Source organism: Synechococcus sp. Lug-A (genome assembly GCF_024345655.1).
Lineage (GTDB): Bacteria > Cyanobacteriota > Cyanobacteriia > PCC-6307 > Cyanobiaceae > MW101C3.
Map to the genome: position 1 here is coordinate 51,252 of NZ_JAGQBN010000016.1, position 25,306 is coordinate 76,557.

Annotated in this window: 20 protein-coding genes and 2 pseudogenes; 4 read left to right on the plus strand and 18 right to left on the minus strand. The window is 63.5% G+C overall.

What is annotated here, in order from left to right; all coding sequences use genetic code 11:
- Positions 1-21 precede the first annotated feature (21 nt).
- Positions 22-2,928 (minus strand): valine--tRNA ligase, encoded by a 2,907-nt coding sequence (locus KBY86_RS12215; RefSeq protein ID WP_255141240.1) that lies wholly within the window; start codon positions 2,926-2,928, stop codon positions 22-24.
- 224 nt (positions 2,929-3,152) lie between these two features.
- Here KBY86_RS12215 and KBY86_RS12220 point away from each other — a divergent pair, with 224 nt between their 5' ends.
- Genes KBY86_RS12220 through KBY86_RS12230 form a run of 3 tightly spaced genes read left to right on the plus strand, consistent with a single transcriptional unit; the run spans position 3,153 to position 5,059 of the window.
- The gene (locus KBY86_RS12220) at positions 3,153-3,401 is read left to right on the plus strand and encodes a DUF2282 domain-containing protein (RefSeq protein ID WP_255141241.1); all 249 of its coding nucleotides are present in this window, start codon (positions 3,153-3,155) and stop codon (positions 3,399-3,401) included.
- A gap of 21 nt (positions 3,402-3,422) precedes the next feature.
- Positions 3,423-4,253, plus strand: coding sequence for a DUF692 domain-containing protein (locus KBY86_RS12225; RefSeq protein WP_255141242.1), 831 nt, complete (start codon positions 3,423-3,425; stop codon positions 4,251-4,253).
- Positions 4,220-5,059 carry a DNA-binding domain-containing protein gene (locus tag KBY86_RS12230; protein WP_255141243.1) on the plus strand — a complete coding sequence of 280 codons (840 nt, stop codon included), beginning with the start codon at positions 4,220-4,222 and terminating at the stop codon, positions 5,057-5,059. Before KBY86_RS12225 ends, KBY86_RS12230 begins: the two co-directional genes overlap by 34 nt.
- A 308-nt stretch (positions 5,060-5,367) precedes the next feature.
- Here KBY86_RS12230 and KBY86_RS12235 read toward each other — a convergent pair whose 3' ends face one another.
- The 17 genes and pseudogenes from KBY86_RS12235 to KBY86_RS12315 all read right to left on the minus strand — a co-directional run bounded on the left by KBY86_RS12235 (position 5,368) and on the right by KBY86_RS12315 (position 22,569).
- Positions 5,368-5,916 (minus strand): HEPN domain-containing protein, encoded by a 549-nt coding sequence (locus KBY86_RS12235; RefSeq protein ID WP_255141244.1) that lies wholly within the window; start codon positions 5,914-5,916, stop codon positions 5,368-5,370.
- Positions 5,917-5,938: 22 nt separating this feature from the next.
- A complete protein-coding gene (locus KBY86_RS12240) occupies positions 5,939-6,991 on the minus strand; it encodes a DUF262 domain-containing protein (protein ID WP_255141245.1) in 1,053 nt (350 codons plus the stop codon).
- A gap of 131 nt (positions 6,992-7,122) precedes the next feature.
- The gene (locus KBY86_RS12245; RefSeq protein WP_255141246.1) at positions 7,123-8,808 is read right to left on the minus strand and encodes an ATP-dependent endonuclease; all 1,686 of its coding nucleotides are present in this window, start codon (positions 8,806-8,808) and stop codon (positions 7,123-7,125) included.
- A gap of 378 nt (positions 8,809-9,186) precedes the next feature.
- The gene (locus tag KBY86_RS12250; protein WP_255141247.1) at positions 9,187-9,570 is read right to left on the minus strand and encodes a 2OG-Fe(II) oxygenase; all 384 of its coding nucleotides are present in this window, start codon (positions 9,568-9,570) and stop codon (positions 9,187-9,189) included.
- Positions 9,571-9,689: 119 nt separating this feature from the next.
- Positions 9,690-10,388, minus strand: coding sequence for a Coq4 family protein (locus tag KBY86_RS12255; RefSeq protein ID WP_255141248.1), 699 nt, complete (start codon positions 10,386-10,388; stop codon positions 9,690-9,692).
- Positions 10,385-10,570, minus strand: a pseudogene (locus KBY86_RS12260) (2OG-Fe(II) oxygenase); the annotation flags it as partial. The pseudogene KBY86_RS12260 and the gene KBY86_RS12255, both read right to left, overlap by 4 nt.
- 80 nt (positions 10,571-10,650) lie before the next feature.
- The gene (locus KBY86_RS12265) at positions 10,651-12,060 is read right to left on the minus strand and encodes a DUF1254 domain-containing protein (protein WP_255141249.1); all 1,410 of its coding nucleotides are present in this window, start codon (positions 12,058-12,060) and stop codon (positions 10,651-10,653) included.
- A 30-nt stretch (positions 12,061-12,090) separates the two neighbouring features.
- Positions 12,091-13,425 carry a DUF1254 domain-containing protein gene (locus tag KBY86_RS12270; RefSeq protein WP_255141250.1) on the minus strand — a complete coding sequence of 445 codons (1,335 nt, stop codon included), beginning with the start codon at positions 13,423-13,425 and terminating at the stop codon, positions 12,091-12,093.
- A 271-nt stretch (positions 13,426-13,696) separates the two neighbouring features.
- Positions 13,697-14,199: pseudogene (locus KBY86_RS12275) on the minus strand (2OG-Fe(II) oxygenase).
- A gap of 31 nt (positions 14,200-14,230) precedes the next feature.
- Positions 14,231-14,527, minus strand: coding sequence for a hypothetical protein (locus tag KBY86_RS12280; protein ID WP_255141251.1), 297 nt, complete (start codon positions 14,525-14,527; stop codon positions 14,231-14,233).
- A gap of 112 nt (positions 14,528-14,639) precedes the next feature.
- On the minus strand, positions 14,640-15,485 hold the full coding sequence (locus KBY86_RS12285; RefSeq protein ID WP_255141253.1) for an alpha/beta fold hydrolase: 846 nt from the start codon (positions 15,483-15,485) through the stop codon (positions 14,640-14,642).
- A 403-nt stretch (positions 15,486-15,888) separates the two neighbouring features.
- Positions 15,889-16,548: a 2OG-Fe(II) oxygenase gene (locus KBY86_RS12290; RefSeq protein ID WP_255141254.1), complete on the minus strand. Its 660-nt coding sequence runs from the start codon at positions 16,546-16,548 to the stop codon at positions 15,889-15,891.
- A gap of 10 nt (positions 16,549-16,558) precedes the next feature.
- Entirely contained in the window at positions 16,559-17,044 is a 486-nt protein-coding gene (locus KBY86_RS12295; protein ID WP_255141255.1) for a protein phosphatase, read from the minus strand.
- Complete coding sequence (locus tag KBY86_RS12300) at positions 17,045-18,157, minus strand: inorganic phosphate transporter (protein ID WP_255141256.1); 1,113 nt, start codon at positions 18,155-18,157, stop codon at positions 17,045-17,047.
- 15 nt (positions 18,158-18,172) lie between these two features.
- Complete coding sequence (locus tag KBY86_RS12305) at positions 18,173-18,835, minus strand: DUF47 family protein (protein WP_255141257.1); 663 nt, start codon at positions 18,833-18,835, stop codon at positions 18,173-18,175.
- 71 nt (positions 18,836-18,906) lie between these two features.
- Positions 18,907-22,095 carry a DEAD/DEAH box helicase gene (locus tag KBY86_RS12310; protein WP_255141258.1) on the minus strand — a complete coding sequence of 1,063 codons (3,189 nt, stop codon included), beginning with the start codon at positions 22,093-22,095 and terminating at the stop codon, positions 18,907-18,909.
- 21 nt (positions 22,096-22,116) lie between these two features.
- A complete protein-coding gene (locus KBY86_RS12315) occupies positions 22,117-22,569 on the minus strand; it encodes a hypothetical protein (protein WP_261346351.1) in 453 nt (150 codons plus the stop codon).
- Between the two features lie 104 nt (positions 22,570-22,673).
- Here KBY86_RS12315 and alaS point away from each other — a divergent pair.
- Positions 22,674-25,306 (plus strand): alanine--tRNA ligase (gene alaS / locus KBY86_RS12320; protein ID WP_255141260.1); only part of this gene is annotated, 2,633 nt, incomplete at its 3' end.

The window sequence follows — 25,306 nt, forward strand, 5'->3', positions numbered from 1 at the left end:
AGCAAGCCTCACACCCCCGGCTCAGTCGAGATCCGCCAGCCGCTGCCGGGCCAGGGCGGCCTGGGCTTCGGCTTCGGCCAGGTTGGCCTGGCACTCGGCCACCACCTCCGGCGGCGCCTTGCCGGCGAAGTTGGGGTTGGCCAGTCGGCCGGCCAGGCCCTTGATCTCCTTCTCGGCCTTGGCGATGTCTTTCTCCAGCCGGCCGCGCAGGGCGTCGAGATCCACCAGGCCCTCGATCGGCAGCAGTACCTGCAGTTCGCCGCTCACCGCCGCCAGGCAGCGCGTGCTCACGGGGGTGCTTTCGACGTCGGCGGCGCTGGTGCTGGTTTCGCGCACCTCCACCGACGCCGCCCGGGTGAGGGCGGTGATGTCGCCGCTGCCGGCGCGCAGCACGGCGGCCAGCTCCGGCCGGCCGGTCACGAACACCACCGGCGCGGCCTGCGAGGGCTTGAGCCCGGCCACGGCGCGCAGGTTGCGCACCACCCGGATCGCCTCGATCAGCTCGGCGAACTGGGCTTCCAGGGCGGCGTCGAGGGCGGCGGCGTCCACCGCAGGCCAGGCCTGCAGCGCCAGGAAGGTGCCCTCAGGGGCGCCGGTGAGGCCGTGCCAGAGCTCCTCGCTCAGGTGCGGCATGAGCGGATGCAGCAGCACCAGCAGCTCGTTCAGCACTTTGGCCAGCACCTGGCGGGCCACGCGCTGATCCGCCAGCACTTCAGCGCTGAGCGGCTCGCCCTCAACGGCGGGGCGGGGGTTGAGGCGCCGCTTGAGCAGCTCGATCGTCCAGTCGCACACCTCGTTCCAGGCGAACTCGTAGAGGCCCTTGGCGGCCTCGCCCAGGGCGTAGCTGCCGTAGCGCTCCGCCGTTTCGCCGTTCACCCGCGCCAGCCGCGACAGGATCCAGCGGTCGGCCAGGGTCAGCGCGGCCGGATCCGGTTCCCCCAGGCTGGCGGGCGTTTCGCCGCCCAGGTTGATCAGGGCGAAGCGGGTGGCATTCCAGAGCTTGTTGGCGAAGTTGCGCGCCCCTTCCACCGTGGCCGAGTTGCCGCTGGCGCGGTCGTAGTCGAGGCGGATGTCCTGGCCGGCGCCGGCCACTTCGCGCACCAGGGCGAAGCGCAGGGCATCGGCGCCGTAGCGCTCGATCAACGGCAGCGGATCAATGCCGTTACCGGCGCTCTTGCTCATCTTGCGGTTGTTCTCATCCCGCACCAGGCCGTGGATCATCACGTCGGCGAAGGGCATCCAGGTGTCGCGGCCGCCCACCGGCACGCCGTCCTCCTGCAAGAAGGCGCCGGCCAGCATCGTCATGCGCGCCACCCAGAAAAAAATGATGTCGAAGCCGGTGACCAGCACGCTGGTGGGATACCAGGTGGCCAGATCGGCGGCGTTCGCGTCGGGCCAGCCGAGGGTGGAGAAGGGCCAGAGGCCACTGGAGAACCAGGTGTCGAGCACGTCGGGGTCCTGCTCCAGCTGCAGCTGCCGCCCTGCCGCGCGGCTGGCGGCGCCGAACTGCGCCTCCGCCTTCGCCTGGGCCTCCTCGGCGTCGCGGGCCACCACATACGGGGTGGCGTCGCTGATCACACCGCCGGTTTCACTCACCACGAACCAGGCGGGGATGCGGTGGCCCCACCAGAGCTGGCGGCTGATGCACCAGTCGCGGATGTCGGTGAGCCAGTCGCGGTAGACCTTCTCCCAGCGCTGCGGCACGAAGCGGGGTTCGCCTTGATCGAGCGCTGCGCGGCAGCGGGCGGCCAGCGGCTCGGCCCGCGCGAACCACTGGGTGGAGAGCAGCGGCTCCACCGGCACCTTGCCCCGATCGGAGAAGGGCACGCTGTGGCGGTGTGGCTCCACCTTCACCAGGAACCCTTCCGCCTCCATCGCCGCCACCACCGCCGTGCGCGCCTCGAAGCGATCCAGCCCGGCGAAGCGGCCGGCGGCGGCGTTCATCGAGCCGTCCTTGGCCATCACCGTGATCAGCGGCAGGCCGTGGCGGGCGCCGATCGCAAAGTCATTGGGGTCGTGGGCCGGGGTCACCTTGACGCAGCCGGTGCCGAAGGCCGGATCCACGTGCGCATCGGCCACGATCGGGATCTGACGCCCCACCAGCGGCAGGGTGATCGTGCGGCCCACCAGGGCGGCGTAGCGGGGGTCGTCCGGGTGCACGGCCACACCGGTGTCGCCCAGCAGGGTTTCGGGGCGGGTGGTGGCCACCACCAGATGATCCAGGCCGGCGGCGTCACCGGCGGCCTCACCAGCTGCGACATCGGTGAGCGGGTAGCGGAAGTGCCAGAGGTGCCCGTCGAGCTCCTTCATCTCCACCTCCAGATCGCTCACCGCCGATCCCGAGGCCGGGCACCAGTTCACCAGGTATTCGCCCCGGTAGATCAGCCCCTGCTCGTGCAGGCGCACGAAGGCTTCCACCACCGCCTTGTTGAGGCCGGGATCGAGCGTGAAGCGCTCGCGCCGCCAATCCACCGAATAGCCGAGCCGGCGCAGCTGGCCCACGATCGTGCCGCCGCTCTCGGCCTTCCAGGCCCAGGCGCGCTCGAGGAAGGCGTCGCGGCCCAGGTCGTCCTTGCTGCCACCTTCCGCCTTGATCCGCTTCTCCAGGATCGACTGCACCGCGATCGAGGCGTGGTCGGTGCCGGGCAGGCACAGCACGTTGCGACCGCGCAGGCGCTGGAAGCGCACGATCGTGTCGATCAGTGCCGTCTCGAAGCCGTGACCCATGTGCAGGCTGCCGGTCACGTTCGGCGGCGGGATCACCACAGAGAACGGCTCGCCGGGCGCGTTGGGGTCGGGGTGAAAGGCGCCCGCCGCCTCCCAGGCCGCCTGCCAGCGGGCTTCCGTGCCGCTCGGGTCGTAGGTCTTGGGCAGGGCCTCGGCGGCAGCGGCGCCATCAGGGCTGGGGGCGGCGGAGGCCTCGGTCACAGCTGGGGTCAGGGAGATCCGTCCATGCTCTCAAAGGACGGCGAGCCAAGCGGTGGGGGCGGCTTGCGGGGGCGCCCGGTGACGCCGCGCCAATCCGTTGGTGGCTGCCAGCGGTAAGTAGCTCGGGAGCGCAGCCGGGCAAGGCGCGCGCTGCCCACGACCGCCCCTTCCCAGCCTCCTGACGGAGCCTTTCGACCATGACATCTTCAGCTGCGAAAACCGCCATGAACACAGCCCTCGCGGGCGTGCTGGCCCTCGGCCTGGTGGGTGCCACCGGCGGCGAAGCCCAGGCGGGCAAAGCCGGCATGGAAAAGTGCGCCGGCATCGCCAAGGCGGGCATGAATGACTGCGGCACCAGCAAGCACAGCTGTGCCGGCAAGGCGAGCGTGTCGGGAGATCCCGAGGAGTGGGTGTTCGTGCCCACCGGCACCTGCAACAAGATTGTTGGCGGCAAGCTCAAGACCGCCAGCTGACCACGAGCGCCGGAGCCAGCCGTGACGACGCTTCAAGGGGTGGGCCTGGGCCTGCGTTCCCAGCACTACGCCACGATCTTGAGCACAACGCCGCCGATCGGCTGGTTCGAGGCGCTTTCCGACAACTACCTCGGCGGGGGGCTGCCGCTGCACCATCTCGGCCTGATCCGGGAGCGCTATCCACTCACGCTGCATGGCGTGGGTCTGTCGATCGGCTCCACCGATGGGCTGAATTGGGAGTATCTGCAGCGGTTGAAAGCCCTGGCCGATCGGGTCGAGCCTGTGCACGTCTCCGATCATCTGGCCTGGGTGTCGTGCGACGGGCATTACTTCAACGATCTGGCCCCCTTGCCCTACACCGAGCCGGTGCTGATCTATGTGGCTGATCGCATCCAACAGGTGCAGGAGTTTCTCGGACGGCGACTCCTGATCGAGAACCTTTCGCCCTACTTGCAGTTTGCCGGCAACGACCTGAGCGAATGGCAGTTCCTTGCCGAGCTGGCCCGGCGGGCCGACTGCGACCTGCTGCTGGATGTGAACAATCTGTATGTAAATGCGGCCAATCACGGCTTTGACCCGCTGGAGTATCTGGCGGCCCTGCCGCTGGATCGGGTGAAGGAGATTCACCTGGCGGGTTATGAGCAGCAGGGTTCCTTTCTGTTTGACACGCACGGCCGGCCGGTGCAACCCGGCGTATGGGCGTTGTATCGCCAGGCCCTTAAACACTTTGGCCCGGTGCCCACCTTGATCGAATGGGACACCGACATCCCCAGCTTCGATCAACTCCTCGACGAAGCCAACAAAGCCGAGCAGTGCTTATGCCAACGCCAACGCCAGCTCCAGGCGATCTGATCCAGCTGCAGCAGTTGTTCCACGCGGCGATCAGCGGCGGGGGGGATCCGACCAGCCTGGAGGCGCTGGCGCCGCGGCTGCTGTGCACCGGCAGCCTCAGCGTGCATGAGGGCATCGCTGCCTATCAGGGCAGCGTGAAGGGCAAGTTAATCCGTTGCCTGCAGGAGATCTATCCCGTCTGTGAGCGCCTGGTGGGTGAGCCTTTCTTTGCTGCCATGGCCGCCCGCTACGCGAGCGCGCACGCTTCCATCTCACCGGATCTGGGGGATTACGGCGGCGAGCTGCCGGCCTTTCTGCGCGCCTTCCCCCCTGCGGCTGGCTTGCCCTACCTGGCCGATGTGGCCCAGCTGGAATGGCACTGGCACCGGGTGTTCAATGCCCCCGATGAGCACGGCCTCGACCTGACGGCCCTCTCCCGCGTGGCTCCAGAGCAGTGGGAGCACCTGGTGTTCCAGCTGCCTCAAGCCAGTGCGCTGCTGGCCTCGGCCTATCCGGTGGATCGGATCTGGGCCGCCAACCAGCCAGACGCGACGGATTCCGAACCGATTGATCTGGATCAGGGCGGCGCGACGCTCCTCATCTGGAGGGATGGCATGGAAACGCGCATGGAGCGGCTTGACACTGGAGCGTGGCAGCTGTTGCAGGGTTTTGCTGCCCGTATGAGCTTTGGCAACCTCTGCATGGAGCTGGATTCAGGGAGCAACTCGCTGGAGGCGGATGGGCAGGGGTGCGTGGATGCCGCTGTGTTGCTGCCGATGGTGGTGGCGCGAGGTTGGGTGAAGGGGTTTGAGGTGGGCTGCGGCTGACGACTCTCAGGAGGAGAGTCGCGGGAGGTCATGGTCTGAATGGGTGGCCCGTGTCCATCGGGTTGATGGGTGGGGAGAACTCAGGGGAGAGGCAGTAGGACAGGTTTATGGACTGCTGTGGGGACCTGACGTTGAGAAGGTTCAAGTGCCCACATGGAAGAGGCAAGAAGATTGCGGGCTTAGAGGTAGACGTTTGGGGTGCTTCTTTGGTTGATCCAACGCTTGCCATCACCTGGCCGCAGTGGGACTGCACAAAATACCTGAGCCTTTGGCGGCGGGCCAGGTGTATGGCATTGTTGGATGGCGATTTATCTTCCACTTACAACCAGATTGTGAATGGCTTGCATGTATACAAGAAACTGATCAGCATACCCAACAATGTCATCCAGCGTCAGGTCTGCCGCATTGTCATTCTGGTGAATAATTCGATTCCTCTTGGTGACGACAGAGCCGATGATTGGCTTGACGCTCTCAAAATCAGTGTTCGATGAAAGATCAATTCCAATCTTCCTGAATAATGCAATGGTTTTCCCTGGGTTACCAGAAAGCTCACTCTCGACGTCAGATCTAGCAAGCGGCAAGGAAAAGTCAGAGAATGTGAACTCTTTATCCTTGGTATCACGCTGAATGGACCAGCGCACCATATTGTGCGGAACTTGTGCATTTGCTATACGCTGCTTTGCGCTTTCTACATGGGCAATCGCCAGATCCTGAAGGAATGCCTCCAAGTATGTGCAGAGTGATATAAGATAAGCTTTGACGAAGAAGTTTTGATTAGCCTCGAAAAGATGGTCGGGCGGATCATCGATTACGCGTCTTTTTGATTCCAGGATGATAAGCTTAAGCGCTTCGATCAAACCGGAATATGTCGAAAGGTGATCAGGCATCTGCGGTATCTTGCCCGATAGCCTCCTGAAGAAGGCTATTCCATAGTTCACGCCTTCTGACAATTGAAGACTTGTTCTGAAGGCCTCCAGATAGAGAGCGCTGAAATTCCTGTGACTGACAAAGCCGTAAAAAAGCATCCTTGATAGCATGCTTTTTCTCTTCTACTAATTCATTTGATAGACCTGAAAAGCTATTCATTAACAAGTCATAAAAGACTATGCTCTGACGTCTTCTCTTCTTGGTTGGATCAATAAAAACATCATCTTGGAAGACCGTTATGCAGCGGCCGAGACTCTGCTTGAAGTCTTGACGCATCTCATCGGCAACATCACCAGAAATCTGTGAGTTTGCCTCCATGAATTCATCTAGAAACTTTCCAAGCTTTCGCCCATCGTAGCTTTCAAGCTCTCCGCGGAATGCGAAGTACCGTAAAACTTGCTCTTCCCCTTCGCGACTATCCTTCTTAGCGCTGGAAGCTGGACCTTTTCCGAACTCTGCAATCGGCGGCTCTTTTGCAAGCTCAGACAATAGAGAGTCAAGGTTCCCTGGATAAATCGCATGGCGGATCTCCTGTGCGGACAGCGCCACTGCACCTTGGTTGAGACGAGAGAAAATCTCCCTGACGATCCTTCTTGGATTTGATTTGCGAAGAATTATACATCTAATGGTTGTATTCTCGAGCTCTGAACGATAGTCACCGATCTCAGAGAACTTCTTGCCTTCAAGATTCGCAAAGGTTGTCATGCCTTCCAGGCTGAACTCGTCGTTGAAATATCGGCAGATCGTGCTTAGTCTTTGAACTCCATCAATGACTATGTGATTTGTCCGCTCATCTTCGGCAAAGTAGCAAGAGGGAAGCGGGATTCGCATTAAGCATGATTCGATAAACTTGGATGATCGCTCCCACCCATCTCTATCCCACTTGTAGTCTCTTTGAAAGTCTGGATCAAGTAAGAGCTTTTTATCCTCGATCCGCTTTACAAGGGTTTCGAATGGATAATCAATTGGATATAGATCGAGTGTTTTCTCCTCTGCGGCATTCATTAGTCTCTTTGCTTAGGGCAGTTTGGTTGATCCTAGTTCAACTTCATATGGTTGCAAGGGGTACTCAGGTCCATCCAACGCCAAGTTGAGCCGCAGACGCGATTCAGTGGCTGTCGCGCTCAAACTTCATGTTATGTTCTAACTCCTTCAAGAACTTCCCTCACAAAACTCTTAAGGGCATCAGGGCATTCTTCATTATAGATGCTCTCCAGCGCTGGAATAATCCATTTGTTCTTCTTGGTAGTTCCTAGGTCAATCCACTTTTCGAGCTCACCCACTGGCACAATATAGAGGCCATTCAGTTTTGAAAGGCTGATAATCTCAGTCAATTGTGCTTGAACATTCTCAGGCACCCCAAAGACTCCCTCCTGTTTAACTGTTGCCCAGTTAGAGGCTTCCTTTCGAAGTCTATTGAGCGCCCCTCGGGCACCAGAAAGTGAATGCTCACCATGAGACAACTGATCGCCGAATTCTCGAATAAGTAATCGTAGCTTTTGAAGGGCTTCCTGTTCTTCCATGTTATCGACAGCCCTAATCACCTCACCTTGCAAATCTCTGATGCGTGAGACATCCGCAGTTCCCCCAATCGACTCAAGTATCTTAATTAGGCATTCATCGTTTACCACGTCTATATCAGCTATCGAGCAAACAGGAATTGCTGCATCCTTCAATAAACCAGTGACCGTCGAAATCGCTTGTTTATTATGAGCATGGATAAACAAGAACTCTTGTGAGCCCAAGTCTCTCGTCGCAACAGACTGATACACGGCGCGATCGGCGTCGGCTTCGCAAACAATAACACCTCGATGAAATATAGCATCCAGCACTCTCTGACTTGAGAGAAGCGGATTCTTTGCTAAATTGCTTGTTGCATTTGAGCTCATGAGCGTAAAGCTTGTTTGATTATTCTTTCGATTAAGACGGAAGATGTTTACATCTTGGTTGCTCGCCAGTATTCCAGAGAGGAAATTTGAATTATGAGTTGCAATGATTATTTGCCCTGGAATAGTCTTCGAATGCTCTGCAATCCAAAATCCTAATTGTCGAGATTGAGCAGGATGAAGGAACGCCTCCGGCTCGTCAAGAAGCACAACTCTATTCTCTGACATAAGAAGACTGATTACTACGCCGACAAAGCTTTTATAGCCATCCCCTTGATCATCAAGCAAGGAATATTTCGCCATTACTTTAAAAGCTTCTCGTGGGTCTCTGGGAACATCGCCAAAGTTGGCTGCAACTCTGAAGGCAAACTCTGTTAGACCACTATAGTCAAGCTGTATCTGGCTGCCAAACGTCTCTCTGAATGTAGCTTGTAGAGTTTTTTCGCGATCTTCATTTCCATAGATTGCTTGCAAGAGATTTTGGGGATAGCCTGTATGTGGGTTAAACGAGTTCGTTTTCTGTGCTACTCGAAGCCGTGTTCCCGCATCCAAGTACGCAATCTTAAACTTTGCTATGTTAGAAAAGAAGGCTGTTGGGCCGGACTGACTTAGGAACTCGCTTGATATACTTGGCAAGTGAACTTCAAATTGCTCTCCTTCAATAAGATTGCCGGTAATTCCTTTGACTGTCTTAAAGCCAATATTGGTTGCACTGTCCCTTATGTCTAGCCCTTCAAGATAGTCTTCAAAACTCTTCGTAGAGTCGAAGAAGATATCATCAACTAAAATTCCATCTGCAAGTTTTCCCTTGCAAAACCTGGCGTGAATATCCTTGAGGGTCTGTGACTTTCCAACATTATTCGGACCAACAAGAACCGTGAACTTAAAAATATCGATTCCATCTCCTCCTCTCAGTCCTATTCGATTAATTTCCATTGGTGGCTCCTATGCGCGTAGCGTCAACATAACGCTGAATGGGCGGGTCCGGTTATCCACGACAAGCCGTGGATTTTGACAGTATAAGCAGCCTCTCATTCCCTGGCTCTTGTCCTTGAATCATCTGCGGTGCAGCGATTCTGCCGTTTGAAGCAAATGCGTGACGGGATCTTATGCGGATGCGCTTGCCACCGATTCGCCCTCATCCATGTGGAGTGCTGGGCCCTGTCCCTGCTTGGTTCGTTCCATGCCAAGAAGCTGATCGGAAGCGCACAGTTCTACTCACACCGGGGTCGATGGCCTCGGGCTATTGGGTCTCACCACTCCCCCAACTCACCACTCCCCACCCATGACAAAGCCTTCTCCGAGCCCGGCCCCTCAGCCGGCCGCAAGCCGAGCGATGTAATCCTCCCGCTTGCCGGCGTTGATCCAGCCCGTGGCGATCGTTTTCGTGTGCTCGTGGCTCACCCGGCCGCGGTGGATGTGGGAGATGCCCGCCGGGAAGATCGCCATGGTGCCTTTGACGGCTTCCACGTGGTGGTCCTGCCAGTGGAATTCGGTGCCGCCGTCGGGGACGTCGTTGCAGGTGAGGATCCAGGCGAGCATGCGGCGGATCGGCTCGGTGGCCTCCTCGCTGGTGGTCCAGTCGCAGTGCCAGGCGTGGAAGGCTTCGCCGAGGGCGTTGCGCTGCAGGTTGAAGATCGGCAGCACGAACAGCAACTCGCTGCGGTCGACCGCCACCAGGCTGATGGCGGTCGACACCTTGGCGGGTGCTGCAGGTCGGTGCGACGCTCGAAGTAGGCGCAGATGCCCTCGGCGAGGGACTCGGCGGACCCGTCGGGGATGGGGACAGGGCAATCAGCCCATGGTCTGAAAGGGACTCAACTCAGCAGGGCCAGCTCCTCCGGGAACGGGGTCGCCGCCAGCAGCTCGACCAGCCCCAGCCGTTGACGCCACGCGGCGATCGGCAGCGCCCAGCCTTCTTCCCAGCGCATCGCCAGCAGGGTGGGCCCCAGCCGGGCCACCTCCAGGCCGAAGCGAATGCCATTCCAGAGGCGCTCGTTCTCCTCGGGCATCTCGAAGCCGTGGAAGATCCAGGCCGTCAAAACGGCGGCAGAGGCCGGCTGGCGCAGGGCCGAGGCGTAGTACGCCGAACCCGCGGCCTCCCCGGGCACGTCCACGGGAATGGCCAGCACGGTGTGATGGAGGTCATGGGTGAAGCGCAGCCGCTGTTGCAGGTAGGCGCCGGGGCCGTCCATGCCGGAGGTGTCCGGTGGTGGTGGCGCATGCAGCCCAAGCCGATCGAACCGCGCCTGATAGAGCTGGCCGAGGCTGCCGTTCGGCAGGGAACGCAACTCCGCGGCCGAGGGCCAGGGCCCCCAGTACCGCTCAGCGGCGAGGGCGCTGAGGGCGGGATCCTCGAGCAACTGGGCCCGGCCCAGATCCCCCAGAGCCGAGCTGCCGAGGGCATCCAGCAGGGGCACCGCATGGGGGAACACATGCTCCGGATCATGGGCCGTTTCGAGCAGGGCGATGGCGGCCCGCAGGGTGCGGCGGCGGAGGTCGGGATCGATCTTCATCGTGCGGATGGAGCAGAGGCAGGGGACGACGCCAGCCGCCCCAGGCCATCCTCCCGTCGGCCGGCGTTAATCCAACCCGTAGCGATCGTTTTGGTGTGCTCGTGGCTGACGCGGCCGCGGTGGATGTGGGAGATCCCTGTCGGGAAGATCGCCAGGGTGCCTTTTCCGGCTTCCACGTGGTGGACCAGTCGCAGTCGATGGCTACCAGGCTGATGTCGGTGAAGCAACGCTGCCCCTCAGTGGCAGGCAAGGAACGTTCTGGTTACCCGTCGGCCTTCTCGAAATCGGAGAGCACCCACGACCCATCGAAGTGCTCCTGCTTCGGACCATAGAGGCGGAAATAGCTGAACCAACCGCGGCCGGGGACCGTCTCGACCCAGTTCTCCTCATGACCCGCAGGCGCCTTCGGGCTGACATAAAGGTCGGTGCTGCCGTCGTCGTTGACCTTCAGGTCCATGCGTGAGGAGCGGTCTGCTTGCTGGGATGGGTTGTCGATCAGGCAGCGCGCTCCGACGTCGTAGACGGTCATGGACCAGAACTGCTCCACCGGGGCATTCGCGGGTACCCGGAGCCGATAGCTCTTCGACCCATCGAGCCAGTCGCCGTCCTTGTCCTTGTAGGTGCCCAGATAGACCTGCCCGACACCCGGCGTCCTGGTCACCATCCCGGATGACGTTGTCACCGCCTCGTAAAACCAGGCCGCACGTCCATCCAGTTGGTCGTAGAACTCCGCGCGTTGAGAAGGATCGATCACGAGCGCGAAATGCCAGTGGGTTCCTTCCGCATAGTGAGCCTCCTTAAGCCGCTTCTCGAAGTCATTCGCCTTTGCCATCGCCTCGCCCACCAGGGCCCCGTCGGCGAGCAGCCTGGCCTGGCGCTCGTCAGGCTCGAACGGTTTGCCCTTTTCGATGCCGAGCGGCTTGAGCATGGCCATGAACCAGCGATCGCGCTCATGCACCGGTTCACGCTGGATGATCGCGTGCAGGCTCCTCCAATACTCGATCCCTCTGGGGGGCGTCTGACTCCAGCGGATTCCCGAGATATCAACGCCCGTTTTCTTGGGCGGGTTGTTGCTCTGCGAGAGGGGGTAGATCTCGAGCAACTCCAGCAATGCCTTCGCCTTGGCGGGATCCTTGTCCAGGGCGCGGAACCCCCAGAACACGTTGCTCGTTGGGGATGTGGCCAGATAGCCCCCTTGGGGGGGCTCGGCGTGCTGCCCGGGGCCCGCGATCACATAGACGCCACCCTGGCCTTTGTCCGGTCCGGTCTGGCCCATGTCGATCAAGGGGCGCTGCCACATGTCGTCGGCGAATCCCGCCACCGCGCCGGCAGGCATCCTCACGACCATCGGGCCTGTTTCGTCGAGATTGAAGAAACTGATGATGTAGGGCGTCGTGGCGTTGGCTGTGAGAATCCCGAGCTTGGCCAGGTAGTTGTCGTACACCACAACATCGCCGGATCTCGCCTTGAAGGTGACCTCGTGGGCCTTCTGCCACTCGGCAAAGGAGACGATCGGGATGCTCCAGAGGTAGGCCTGGCAAGCCCGCTGGAAATCAATCTGATCGAAGAGCAATTCGACCGACTCCCCGGAAGGATAGCCATTGATAAAATCAGGAGTGAACGACAGCCTGCCGATCGGGGTGTCGAGGGTTTCTGCTGGGGATTGTTTCATGGCTCTGGTTGATGATGTGTTGACCGGCAATTATTTGTTCAATGATCTCGCTACATAGTCTGGCCGTTTGTAGTTGCCATCAACGATCGATTGGCCAGGACCGTAACAGCGCATCACCGTCCAGAACGGGCCGTCGGGGGCGGGCAGCCAGTTGCTCTCCTTGGCGGTTCCGGGGGAGTCCTTACCGACGTAGATCACGAGGGACCCGTCCTCGTTGGTCTGCAGGCCGGTGGTGGCACTGCCGATCGAATAGCGATGGATTGGGTTATCCACCAGCAAGCGTTGCGGCAGCTTGTACATGGTGATCGACCAGAAGTAATCGACCGGCGGCATCTGCTCCCTTGTGAAGGACAGGGTGTAGGTGGACCTGCCGCCGTCGAGCGGCGTGCCTTCGGCGTCGGCGGGCATCGAGAGGTAAACGGAGACCTCCTTCACATTGCCGAAGATTCCCATGTAGACCCCGAGCGCTCGGTCCATGTAGTTCGTGCCCACCCGCTTTCGCGTGCCGAAGAACCTTGCCGCGTCGATTCCGCCCTCGCTCAGCTTCTTCAACTCCGCGCGTCCATCCTCCAGGCCTTGCTGCATCGCTTCGCGGACGGCAGGTGCCAACGCCGCGGGGTCCCATGGTGTGCCCGATTCGATCCCAAGGCTGGCCAACGTCTCATGCATCGTCTGATCGTCTGGATTCGGGCTGACGAAGGGGAGCAGAAAGGAAACGTAGCTCCAATAGGCCTCCTTGGCTTCATCGCCTTCGCTCCACTTCGGCCAGGTGATGGTGGGGGCGGGTTTGGGAGCAGGTGTGCCGGCAAAGGAACTCAAGGGCTCCAGTTTGTAGCTGGCCTGGATGTCTGCGACCCTGAGGAGATCCTCCTGGCCGCCGATGATCTGGGTGCGGGTCAAGGTGCCTAGGACATCCGTCTCCCCTTGAATCACCCGTGCCACTCCCTTCGGCAGAGGCCCCTTCCAGGACGGGGAGGCCAGCAGCACGGAAAGTCCATCGTTGCCGTCGTTGACCGATCCGGGATTGTCGAGGACGTAGCCCCAGTAGTCATCCCACTGGCTCGTGTAGAACCGCTCTTTCTCGATCTTCGGCATCGTCAGCACCCACGGTTCGGTGCGAAGATCCACCCACGCGTAGGAATAAGGCGTGTCGTTGTTTGGCGTCACAATATCGGTGTCCGCTGGCGAGGAGAGGCCGAGATGCAGCCACTTGCCCATGGCCTTGTCCTCGTCGATGGCCTGCATGAACATCGTGCGGTAGTTCATCACCAGGGGATAAGTGAAGATGTAGGCGTCCCTGGCGAGGCATCGGGCGGCCTGCGGGTCGCTGGTTACTGACGCTATGAGCGATTGATCTTTGTTCATCTTTTTGCTCAGCAGGTTGCCAGCAGGATTCACAATTTCACCAATGCCCGGCCAGCAGAGGCATCCCCTGTAGGTGGAGATATAACTTTACTTCCGCTCTGCACAGCCTGCTATGGCTTGAGTGAAAGGAAGCTGATCAGATGCTCACAGCTCAGCTCACACGGGGAGAGGAGGAATGGGGCAGTTGGGTCACACCACTTCCCCACACCTGCCGATGCCTTCCCAGCAACCCAGCCCAGTACCCCAGCACCCAACACCAGCACCCAGCGCCTCAACCGGCCGCAAGCCGAGCGATGTAATCCTCCCGCTTGCCGGCGTTGATCCCGCCGGTGGCGATCGTTTTGGTGTGCTCGTGTCTCACCCGGCCGCGGTGGATGTGGGAGATGCCCGCCGGGAAGATCGCCAGGGTGCCTTTGACGGCTTCCACGTGGACTTGCCAGTGGAATTCGGTGCCGCCGTCGGGCACGTCGTTGCAGGTGAGGATCCAGGCGAGCATGCGGCGGATCGGCTCGGTGGCCTCCTCGCTGGTGGTCCAGTCGCAGTGCCAGGCGTGGAAGGCTTCGCCGGGGGCGTAGCGCTGCAGGTTGAAGATCGGCAGCGCGAACAGCGATTGCTCCGGCGCGCACTGGCGCAGCAGCGGACGCTCCTGATGACCTCGGCCAGGGCGAAGGCTTCCAGATCGCTGCGGTCGATCGCCACCAGGTTGATGTTGGTGAAGCAACGCCGCCCTTCAGTCGCCGGCCCAGGATGCTCGCGAGTGGCAGAGATGTTCATGCCGGTCGGCTGCACGGGCTGGTTCGGCACGTCATTGGTAGCTCACCGATCCGTCACGGTGCTTCAGAAATCGGTAGGACGGCTTGATGCCGAGGAAGGTCGGCAGTGCTGAGTGGATATCGATGCAGAAGCAGACGTCCCCATTCTTCTTCACGTTGAACGAGTAGGCCGAGTAGCCGACTGTGTGCCCCTCGAACTCAAACTCACCGCCGCTTTCGTCGGCAGCACCGCCACAAAGCTCGTCATACGGCATGGACTCGTACTGCTTGCCGACGACCTCGGCCGCGCGTCTGAGAAGGATGAAGTTGTTGCGGTACTTGGAGAACATGTCGACTTAGTCACGCTGAACGCTCAAGGTCAGCGGCGGGAGTAAGGACCGTGCATTGGATGGACTCTCCTTCCGTCCGCTGGATCTTAATGTTCGGCTGTAGCAGCTAAAGCTAAGTTGAAAGAAACTCTAGCACTGTGCTATTGAACTCATCTGGATATTCAAGATATGGCAGGTGTCCGCACTTGTCAAATATCTTCGATTGAGAGTTCGCAATGCCGTTCTTTGCAATCTCAGCGTGGCTCACTGGGAATGCTCGATCCTGCTTGCCCCACAGGATGAGCGTTGAGACGTTCAGTTCAGGCAGCCGGCTTTGAATCGTTTGCCAGACTTTGGATTTAATTCCGAGAAGGTTTCCCATGGTTCGAAATGTCCGAGTTTGAAACTGCAGAATCTCAGATGCCATATTCCGGAGCACCATGGCCATGAACTCACTGTCATTGAGATATGGGTCTGGATTGTATACGCACTGCTGCATCATAAACCTCGCAGCCCCAATGCTGGGATGATTCAGGACTTCACCAATACCTGGCAGGGAAGTCAGCCGTGCGGGGAAGGCCACTTCCTTTCCTAAGCCGCCGATGCCTATCAATACAAGTTTGTCCACTCTTGCTGGAGAGTGGAGAGCAATCTTCAACGCAAGAATGCCACCCACGGAGCCTGCGATAAGTGTGGCATGAGATAAGCCAATCAAGTCCATAAATCGGAGGATGAACTGTGTTAGATCGTCAAGGTCATAAGTCGCGCTTGGTTTATCAGTCTTCCCTGATCCAGCCCAGTCCAAGGCATACACTTGATGGTGTTCGGCAATTGCAAAGACATTCTTGTACCAATAGTCAACTGCGCCACCCTGGCCGTGAATAAACAGGACCGCGGATCCCCTGTCGCCCAATGCCCAATATCTCGTACTAACCCCATCAACGTCAACGTACTTGTCCTCCGGCAAGCTAATGGTCATGATTTTGCTTCGCGAGCATCGACTTGCGTCAGCAGCTTAGGCAAAGCTGATGACGCATGGCTGGAATCCAACTTCTCTAGATACTGGGCGGTCTTTGCTTCATCTCTAATGTAGCTGTCAGCCTAACGCTGAATGGGCGGGTCTAGTGTCCACCATGGGCTGTGGATTCTTGACAGCATAAGCGTCTTTGCATTGCCTGCCTCTTGCCTTTCGATCAGTTGCGGTGCAAAGGATCTGTCTTTTACCGCGAATGCGTGATGGGATCTTATGCGAATCCGCTATCCACCAATCTCTAGCGCTGATTTGCTGCCCACAGCTCAGCTCACACGTGGGTAGGAGGTCTGGGACTGTTGGGTCACGCCACTCCCCCACCCCTGACAAAGCCTTTCCATCCCCCAGCCCCTCAGCCAGCCGCAAGCCGAGCGATGTAATCCTCGCGCCGGCCAGCGTTGATCCAGCCAGTGGCGATCGTTTTCGTGTGCTCGTGGCTCACCCGGCCGCGGTGGATGTGGGAGATGCCCGCCGGGAAGATCGCCAGGGTGCCTTTCATGGCTTCCACGTGGTGGTCTTGCCAGTGGAATTCGGTGCCGCCGTCGGGCACGTCGTTGCAGTAGAGGATCCAGGCCAGCATGCGGCGGACCGGCTCGGTGGCCTCCTCGCTGGTGGTCCAGTCGCAGTGCCAGGCGTGGAAGGCTTCGCCGGGGGCGTAGCGCTGCAGGTTGAAGATCGGCAGCACGAACAGCGACTGCTCCGGCGCGCACTGGCGCAGCAGCGGACGCTCCTGCAGGTAACGCTCCAGCCCGGCGTTCACGCCGCGAACGATCACTTCAGCCAGGGCGAAGGCCTCCGGATCGCTGCGGTCGATCGCCACCAGGCTGATGTCTGTCGACACCTTGGCGGGTGTGGCGCCAGCACTGGTGGCAGCGGCAGCATCGGCGCCGGCCGGCGGTTCGCCGAAGGCCACGCCGCGGCGCTGTAGGTCGGTGCGGCGCTCGTAGAAGGCGCAGATGCCGTCGGCGAGAGCCGCATAGCCGGCGTTGCGGTAGGTGCCGATCAGGTTCATGAGTGGGCGATCAGGGTGTCGGCTGGGCAGCGCCTGTGCTGGCTTGGGCCCAGGGCACGGCCACCAGGCCATCCAGCTGCTGCCAGCCGGCTGGATCCGCCACCACCAGCTCGCTGAGCCCGACGCGGGCCAGCGCTTCGGCCACCCGCTCGGGCGGCAGCGCGCCAGTGCCGGGCAGGGGCAGCAGCACCACCTGGGGGTCGGCGGGATCGGCCAGCAGGCGCAGCTCCAGGTCCTCCAGCGTGCGCTCGAAGAACGTCTGCCGCAGCGTGCGGGCCAGGGCGGGCCCCAGCGACGCCGCGAACTGGCGCAGGCCCTCGTCGTCGCCGCTGCAGCCGCAGTTCAGTGCCAGCCAGATCATCAGCTTGGCCCAGCTTTCGGTGGTCCACAGCGGCGGAAAGCTGCTGCGGTGCTGGCGCACCAGTTCGCCGATCGCGAAGTGAAACAGCGCCGCCTGCAGCTGTTCAGGAGCGGATGCGGTGGGAGGGGCTGACATTCAGGGTGCAGCGGGACCTGCCGCCAACACTGCCACCGCCAGCGGCCGGCTCGCCTGGTACACCTCCTGGCCGAACACGTTCTGCACCACGAACAGCAGCACGAAACCGATCACTGCCGCGATCAGGGGCGTGGTGATCCAGCCGGAGGCGATACCGCCCAGCACGCCCCAGCGGATCTGGCGCACCCCTTTCATGCCCTGCAGCAGGCCGATGCCCAGCACCGAGCCGATCACCGCCTGCGAGCCCGACACCGGCAGCAGCGGAATCGTGGGCAGCCCCCAGCCCGCCAGCAGGCTTTCCAGCGCCGTGGAGGAAAACAGAAACAGCACCAGCGAGTGCGACACCACCACCACCAGCGCCGCCAGAGGGGAGAGGGTTAGCAGGCTGTCGCCCACGGTCATCATCACGCGGCGGGAATAGGTGTACACACCCACCGCCACGGCGATGGCGCCGATCAGAAACAACTGCTCCACCGACGACACCTCGAACGGCCCGAAGCTGAGATTGCGGAACGGTGAGGCCTCCACGAAGAAACCCATCACATTGCCGATGCCGTTGGCGCCGATCGCATAGGAGCCGAAGATCCCCGCCAGCAGCAGGCCGCTGCGGGTGTTGCGATCGCGCGAGAGCAGGTGGGGCTTGGTGAGGCTGATCCAGGCCACCAGCAGCTTGTACATCACCATCGCGAAGATCGCCCCGAGCACCGGCGACACCACCCAGGTGGCTGCAATCCGGCCCAGCGTGCCCAGGTCGGTGGGGGAGCCGCTGAACAGGTTCCAGCCGATGATCGATCCCACCACCGCCTGGCCGGTGGAAGCCGGCAGCCCCACGGCGCTCATCCAGGCCACCGTGAGTGCGGCCGCCAGGGCGGCGGTGAAAGCCCCCGGCAGGGCGTTGATCGCCCCGAGCTGGCTGAGCCCCTCGGCGGCGCCGCTGCCGCTGGTGACCGCCCCGATGATCACGAACGTGCTGCAGAGGAAGGCGGCGGTGGGGAAGCGGACCATGCGCGTGGCCACCGCGGTGCCGAAGGCGTTGGAGGCGTCGTTCGCGCCCATCGACCAGCCGAGGAACAGGCCGCTAGAGAGAAAGATGAGCGTGACGAACAGGGCCATGGTCAAGGCGGCGGCTCAGAGGGATCGCTTGATCGCGAAGATGGAGAGGTCGTCGCCGATGTTCTCTGCCTTGTCGGCCAGGCCATCGAGCATGGCCGCCGTTTCCCGCAGCAGCGTGCGCTGCTCGAAACTCAGATCGGCCGCCACGATCCGGCGCTTGAGCTTGTAGGCGAGTCGGTCGGTTTGGTCTTCGAACACCCGCACCTCGTTGAGGTGGTCGCGCACCGCCGCAGGTGTGCGGAAGAAGGTGCGCGCCGCCACCAGCACGGCCTGCACGCCGCGGACCGCCATCGCCGTGAGTTCGGCGAAATCCGCGCCGAATTCCGGCAGCCGCTGGGGTTGCACGATCATCAGCTCCTCGAAGTCGTCGCCCATGTCATCGAGCAGGGCGAACAGGCTGCCGAGCAGCCGCAGCACATCGCCGCGGGCATCAGGCAGCAGCATCTCGGTGTAGAGCATGGTCACGACCGTGCGGCGCAGTTCGCTGCAACGCCGCTTGATCTCGGTGAGCTGGTTGAGCTTCTCCAGGCAGATCGCTTCTGCTTCACTGCCGCAGAAATAGGCCTTGAGGCCCAGCTCTCCCACAATCACACCCTCGGCGATCTTGTCGAGGAACTCGTCGATCAGGCCTTCCAGGAAGCGGGTCTTGCCGAACAGCGGTGGAGTTTCATTCGCCACCTGTCACCCTCTCCCCGAACCAGCCATGCCCGCACCGTACCCGCAGCCGCTGGCTCGGGCCACGGCGCCGCTCAGTCGTCGAGGGCCACCAGGTCGCGCAGCTGGCCGGGGTCGAGCCCGCCCAGCCATTCCTCGCCGCTGCCGATGATGTCTTCGGCCAGGCGGGATTTCTCGCGGATCATGCGGTCGATCTTTTCCTCCACCGAGCCGCTGGTGATGAACTTGTGCACCATCACCCGGTTGGCCTGGCCGATGCGGTAGGCGCGGTCGGTGGCCTGGTTCTCCACCGCCGGGTTCCACCAGCGGTCGATGTGGAACACATGGCTGGCGCGCGTGAGGTTGAGGCCCACCCCACCGGCCTTCAACGACAGCAAAAACAGCTGCGGGCCGCGCGGATCCTCCTGGAAGCGATCCACCATCGCCTGCCGCTCGCTCTTGCTGCTGCTGCCGTACAGGAACGGCACCTCCTGGCGGAAGCGCTGCTGCAGGTGGGCCTGCAGCAGGTGGCCCCATTCGGCGAACTGGGTGAACAGCAGCGCCCGATCGCCCGCTTCGATCACCTCCTCCACGATCTCGTCGAGGCGTTGCACCTTGGCGGAGCGGCTGGCGAAGCCGTTGCCCACGCCGGTTTCCTTGAGCGCCAGCGCCGGGTGGTTGCAGATCTGCTTCAGCTTGGTGAGCAGCGCCAGCACCTGGCCGTGCTTCTGGCCCAGCGGCGCCCGGGCGATCGTGTCGAGGCTGTCGTCCACCGTCTTGCGGTAGAGCGTTACCTGCTCGGGCGAGAGCCCCACCCATTCGTTCAACTCCACCTTTTCGGGCAGGTCGGAGATGATCGATTTATCGGTTTTCAGGCGCCGCAGGATGAACGGCCCCACGCGCGCCTTGAGGTCGCGCAGGGAGGCGGTGTCGCCATAGCGCTCGATCGGCAGTCGGTAGCGCTGGCGGAAGAATTCCTCCTCGCCCAGCACGCGCGGGTTGAGGAAATCCATCAGCGCCCACAGCTCACTCACCCGGTTCTCCACCGGCGTGCCGGTGAGGGCAATGCGGAAGCGGCTCTGCTTGCCCGCCCGCGCCAGATCCCGCGCCGACTGGCTCTGCTTCGAGCTGGGGTTCTTGATCGCCTGCGCTTCATCGATCACCATCCCCTGCCAGTCGATCGCCGCCAGCAGTTCGTTGTCGCGTTGCAGCAGGCCGTAGCTGGTGAGCAGCAGATCCACCCCCTTGAGCGCCTTCTTCAGGGCGGCGTCGGTGGCGGGGCGGCGCGGACCGTAGTGCTCGCGCACCTCCAGTTCGGGCGTGAAGGCCGCCGCCTCCCGCTTCCAGTTGGTGAGCACGGAGGTGGGCGCCACCAGCAGCACCGGTCGCTTCAGCTCCTGCTCCGCCTTGAGGTGCTGCAGGAAGGCCAGCAGCTGGATCGTCTTGCCCAGGCCCATGTCGTCGGCCAGGCAGGCGCCTTGGTCGAAGCGGTGCAGGAAGGCCAGCCAGCCCAGGCCCCGTTCCTGGTAGGGGCGCAACTGCCCGGCGAACCCTTCCGGGGCGGGCAGCGGATCGGGGGCCTTCTGCTGGTGGTATTGCTCCAGCACCGCCTGCAGCCGTGGCCCCGCCGTGAAGCGGTGCACCGGCAGCCGCTGCAGCGTTTCCCCTTCGTTGCCCGTCACCCGCAGGGCGTCGTCGAGGCTGAGCGGTGGATCGAGGGTGCAGAACTTCTCGGCGTTGCGCAGATCGCCGGGCCGCAGCTCGATCCAGGCCCCCTTGTGCTGCACCAGCGGGCTGCGCTTGCCCGCCAGACGCTCCAGATCGCGCAGGCTCAAGGTGACGCCGCCGATCATCAGCTCCCAAGTCCATTCGAGCGATTCGCCCAGGCTGAAACCGCGCGAACTGGGCGGCAGATCCGCCGTGATCGAGAGCCCCAGGCGGCTGGCCAGGCCGCCGCTCAGGCTCGGCGGCAGCACCACGCCCACGCCCACGTCGCGCAGGCGGGCGGCGGCGGTGCGCACCAGCACGAAGGCTTCGGCGGGGGTCAGCGCCATCTGCTCCGGCGTGGCCGTGTCGAGGCCGCGCTCGATCGGCTCAAACACCTGCAGGGCCCGCCCCAGGCCCTCCAGCAACAGCTCACCCGGCTGCTGCACGGCAATTTCGCCCAGCTGCACGGTGCCGGCTCCGGCCGACCACACCGCTGTCGCCGCCATTTTCAGGCTCGGATCGGCTTCCCCCTGCAGGCTGAAGCGCAGCGGCCAGAGCTCGTCGCCTTCCGCCGGAATCTCCAGCTCCAGGCAGGTGTGGGCCGGCGCCACACGGCCGGCCACCGCTTCCCGCCAGTGGTGGGTGGCGGTGGCGAGCCGTTCGGCGTCCTCCGCCGACAGGTCGAGCCGCCCATCGCCGGGGCCGAGTGCCCGCTGCCAGGCCGCCAGCAGTGGATCGAGCCCCTCGGTGGCGGGGGTGAAGCTCTCGCGCATCTGGCCATCGAGCAGATCGGCGAGGATCGCCACCACCCGCAGCCGGCCGGATCCCGGCCGCCAGCAGGCCAGCGGCGCGGCGCCATTCCCGACGCCCATGCCGGCACCCAGACCACCGCCAGCCCCTCCGCCACCGCCAGGGCCGTTGCCGGAGGGGGCCAGCGCCGCCACCGCCACCTGGGGCAGCTGCGCGGCCAGATCTTCCAGCCGGCGGCGATCTTCCTCCCGGTTCAGCAGCGGCACCCAGCGGGCCCGGCCACCTGCGGCGCCGGCGCTGGGCTCCACCTGGGGCAGCCAGCGGCCGCGGGCGATCAGGCTCAGCGCCCAGCGCTGCAGATGGCTCCACCAGCGCAGTTCATCGGCCAGATCGGGGTGATGGCCGGAAAGGGGCAGCTGCCCCAGCCAGTCGGCGGCGGCGGCGGGCTTGAGCCAGAGGCCCTCCACCTGCCACGGCCACCAGCTGAGCGCTTTCGGGATCGGCTCACCGGCCTGCAGCGGCAGGCCACTCCAGGGGCCGCTGGCGCTGCTCTTGCTGCCGCGGGCGTTCTGGCTGCGGCTCGGCAGGGTGAGCGTGGCCACGGCGGGGCGGAAGGCCTCCGACCAGAGCTCGTGCTCCTCCAGCCAGGCGCCCAGGTCGTCCTGGTCGAGGCTGAGCGGGTGGGGCTCCGGCGTGCGTTTCGGCGTCACCGGCGCCGCCACCCGCCAGGTGTCGGCCCAGATCAGCAGACCGGGCCGGTCGAAGCTGCCCACCGTCGCCCCTGCGGCGATACCGGAAGTCAGCCAGGTGGCATGCAGCAGGCTCATGGCCGGGGGGTCAGGGCCTGATCAAGGCCGAAGTGCGGGCAGCAGACGCTGGGCACCTTGCAGCAGCAGGGCAGCGCCCGCGACAGGCAGCCAGAGGGGCAGCCAGGCACGGATCAGCGCCATCATCAACGACGACAGCCCCGGCGCCAGGCCCTGGCCCCACGCCAGCGGCCCGAACGGGGGCAGATCCAAGGCGGCGCCCAGGCTGAGGATGCCGCACACCGCCCCCACCAGCCCCGCCTGCAGGTGCCCGTCATCCGGGTCGACGCGCTGCAGGTGAAAGGCCAGCAGGCCATAGAAGAAGCCGCAGCCCCCGGCCCGCAGGGCCGGCTCCAGGCCCCCGCCCAGGCCGAGAGCCGCCGCCGCGCCCCCGGCCAGCAGCGCCCAGCTGATCGATTGCAGCCGCAGGCGTGCGCGGGGCTGTGGCGTTGGCCTGGGCTGCGCCGGAGGCTGGGGCTGGTCGGAGGCGGGCAGCACAGCGACGGCGGGGCGGGCGCAGCGTAAAGTGCCGCCCCGGATCCGGTCCGGGGGGCGCTCCCCGAAGATGGGCGCTTCGCATTGTTTCGTCGCGACGGGCCATGGCTGCCGCACCTTCTTCCAGCGCCTCCCCGGCGGCCCAGTCGCGTCCCCGCAGCGGCGCCGAGATCCGCGAGGCATTCCTGGCCTTCTATGCCGCCCGCGACCACCGGCGCCTGCCCAGCGCCTCGCTGGTGCCGGACGACCCCACCGTGCTGCTCACGATCGCGGGCATGCTGCCCTTCAAGCCGGTGTTCCTGGGGCAGGCGGCGCGGCCGGCGGCGCGGGCCACCACCAGCCAGAAGTGCATCCGCACCAACGACATCGAGAACGTGGGTCGCACGGCGCGGCACCACACCTTCTTCGAGATGCTGGGCAACTTCTCCTTCGGCGATTACTTCAAGGCCGAGGCGATTGCCTGGGCCTGGGAGCTCTCCACCGAGGTGTTCGGCCTGGATCCCCGCCACCTGGTGGTGAGCGTGTTCCGCGAAGACGACGAAGCCGAAGCGATCTGGCGCGAGGTCGTGGGGGTGAACCCGAAGCGGATCATCCGCATGGATGAAGCCGACAACTTCTGGGTGTCCGGCCCTACCGGCCCTTGCGGCCCCTGCTCGGAGATCTACTACGACTTCCACCCCGAACGCGGCGATGACGCTATCGATCTGGAGGACGACAGCCGCTTCATCGAGTTCTACAACCTGGTGTTCATGCAGTTCAACCGCGATGCGGAAGGAACGCTCACCCCTCTGGCGAACCGCAACATCGACACCGGCATGGGTCTGGAGCGCATGGCCCAGATCCTGCAGGGCGTACCGAACAACTACGAAACTGATCTGATCGTTCCGCTGATTCACACCGCCGCCACGCTGGCCGGCGTCGATTACAGCCAGCTCGAGGAGAAGGGCCGCACCTCGCTCAAGGTGATCGGTGACCACAGCCGCGCCATCACCCAGCTGATCTGCGATGGGGTCACGGCGTCGAACCTGGGCCGCGGCTACATCCTGCGGCGCCTGCTGCGGCGGGTGGTGCGCCACGGCCGCCTGCTCGGCATCGATCAGCCCTTCCTGCGCACCATGGGCGAAGCGTCGATCGCGCTGATGGCGCCGGCCTTCCCCCAGCTGCTGGAGCGGCGTGAGGCGATCCTGGCCGAGCTGGGCCGCGAGGAGGCCCGCTTCCTCGACACGCTCGAGCGCGGCGAGAAGCTGCTGGCGGAGGTGCTGGCCTCCCGCCCTGCCGCCATCAGCGGTGCCCAGGCCTTCGAGCTCTACGACACCTACGGTTTCCCGCTGGAGCTCACCGAAGAGATCGCCGAGGAGCACGGGCTCACGGTCGACCGTGACGGCTTCGAGGCGGCGATGGAGGCCCAGCGGCAGCGGGCCAAGGCGGCGGCCGTGAGTGTGGACCTCACCGTGCAGGGGGCGGTGGCGGCCGCGGCGGCCGACCTCCCCGACACCCGCTTCGAGGGCTATGGCGCCCTGGAGCATCCCAGCCAGGTGCTGGCGCTGGTGGTGAACGGCAGTCCCGCCGAGCGGGCAGTGGCGGGAGAGGCGGTGCAGGTGGTGCTGGATGCCACGCCCTTCTATGGCGAATCCGGCGGGCAGATCGGCGACCGGGGCCTGCTGCTGGGCGGTGTGCTCGGCAGCGAAGGCGCCGGTGACGCGGGCGTGATCGTGCGGGTGGAGGCGGTGAGCCGCCTGCGCAAGCAGTTCGTGCACCAGGGCCGGGTGGAGCGCGGCAGCCTGGGCCTCGGTGATCGGGTGATCGCCCGGGTCGATCGGGCCTGCCGCCGCCGCGCTCAGGCGCATCACACCGCCACCCACCTGCTGCAGGCGGCGCTCAAGCAGCTGGTGGATCCCGCGATCGCCCAGGCGGGTTCGCTGGTGGATTTCGATCGCCTGCGCTTCGACTTCCACTGCCCCCGCGCCGTGAGCCGTGAGGAGCTGGAGCGGGTCGAGGAACTGATCAACGGCTGGATCGCCGATGCCCACGAGCTGGAGGTGCAGGAGATGGAGCTGGAGCGGGCCCGCGCGGCCGGGGCGGTGGCGATGTTCGGCGAGAAATATGACGCCCAGGTGCGGGTGGTGGATGTGCCGGGGGTGTCGATGGAGCTGTGCGGCGGCACCCATGTGGCCAACACCGCCGAGATCGGCCTGTTCAAGATCGTCAGCGAAACCGGCGTGGCCGCCGGCATCCGCCGCATCGAGGCGGTGGCGGGTCCGGCGGTGCTGGCTTACCTGAACGAACGCGAGGCGGTGGTGCGCGAACTGGGCGACCGCTTCAAGGCCCAGCCCGCTGAAATCGTGGAGCGTGTGAGCGCCATGGCCGAGGAGCTCAAGGCCACCGGCAAGGCCCTGGCCGCCGCCCGCGCCGAACTGGCGCTGGCGAAGGCGGCGGCGCTGGCGGCCCAGGCGGAACCGCTCGGCTCCTTCCAGCTGCTGGTGGCCCGCCTTGATGGCGTGGAAGGTGCCGGTCTGCAGGGGGCGGCCCAGCAGCTGCAGCAGCAGCTGGGCGAGGGCGGCGCGGTGGTGCTGGGCGGCCTGCCCGATCCCGCCGACCTCACCAAGGTGATCCTGGTGGCCGCCTTCGGCGCGGCGGTGGTGCAGGCGGGTGCCAAGGCGGGCGCCTTCATCGGCACCATCGCCAAGCGCTGCGGCGGCGGCGGTGGCGGCCGTCCGGCCCTGGCCCAGGCCGGCGG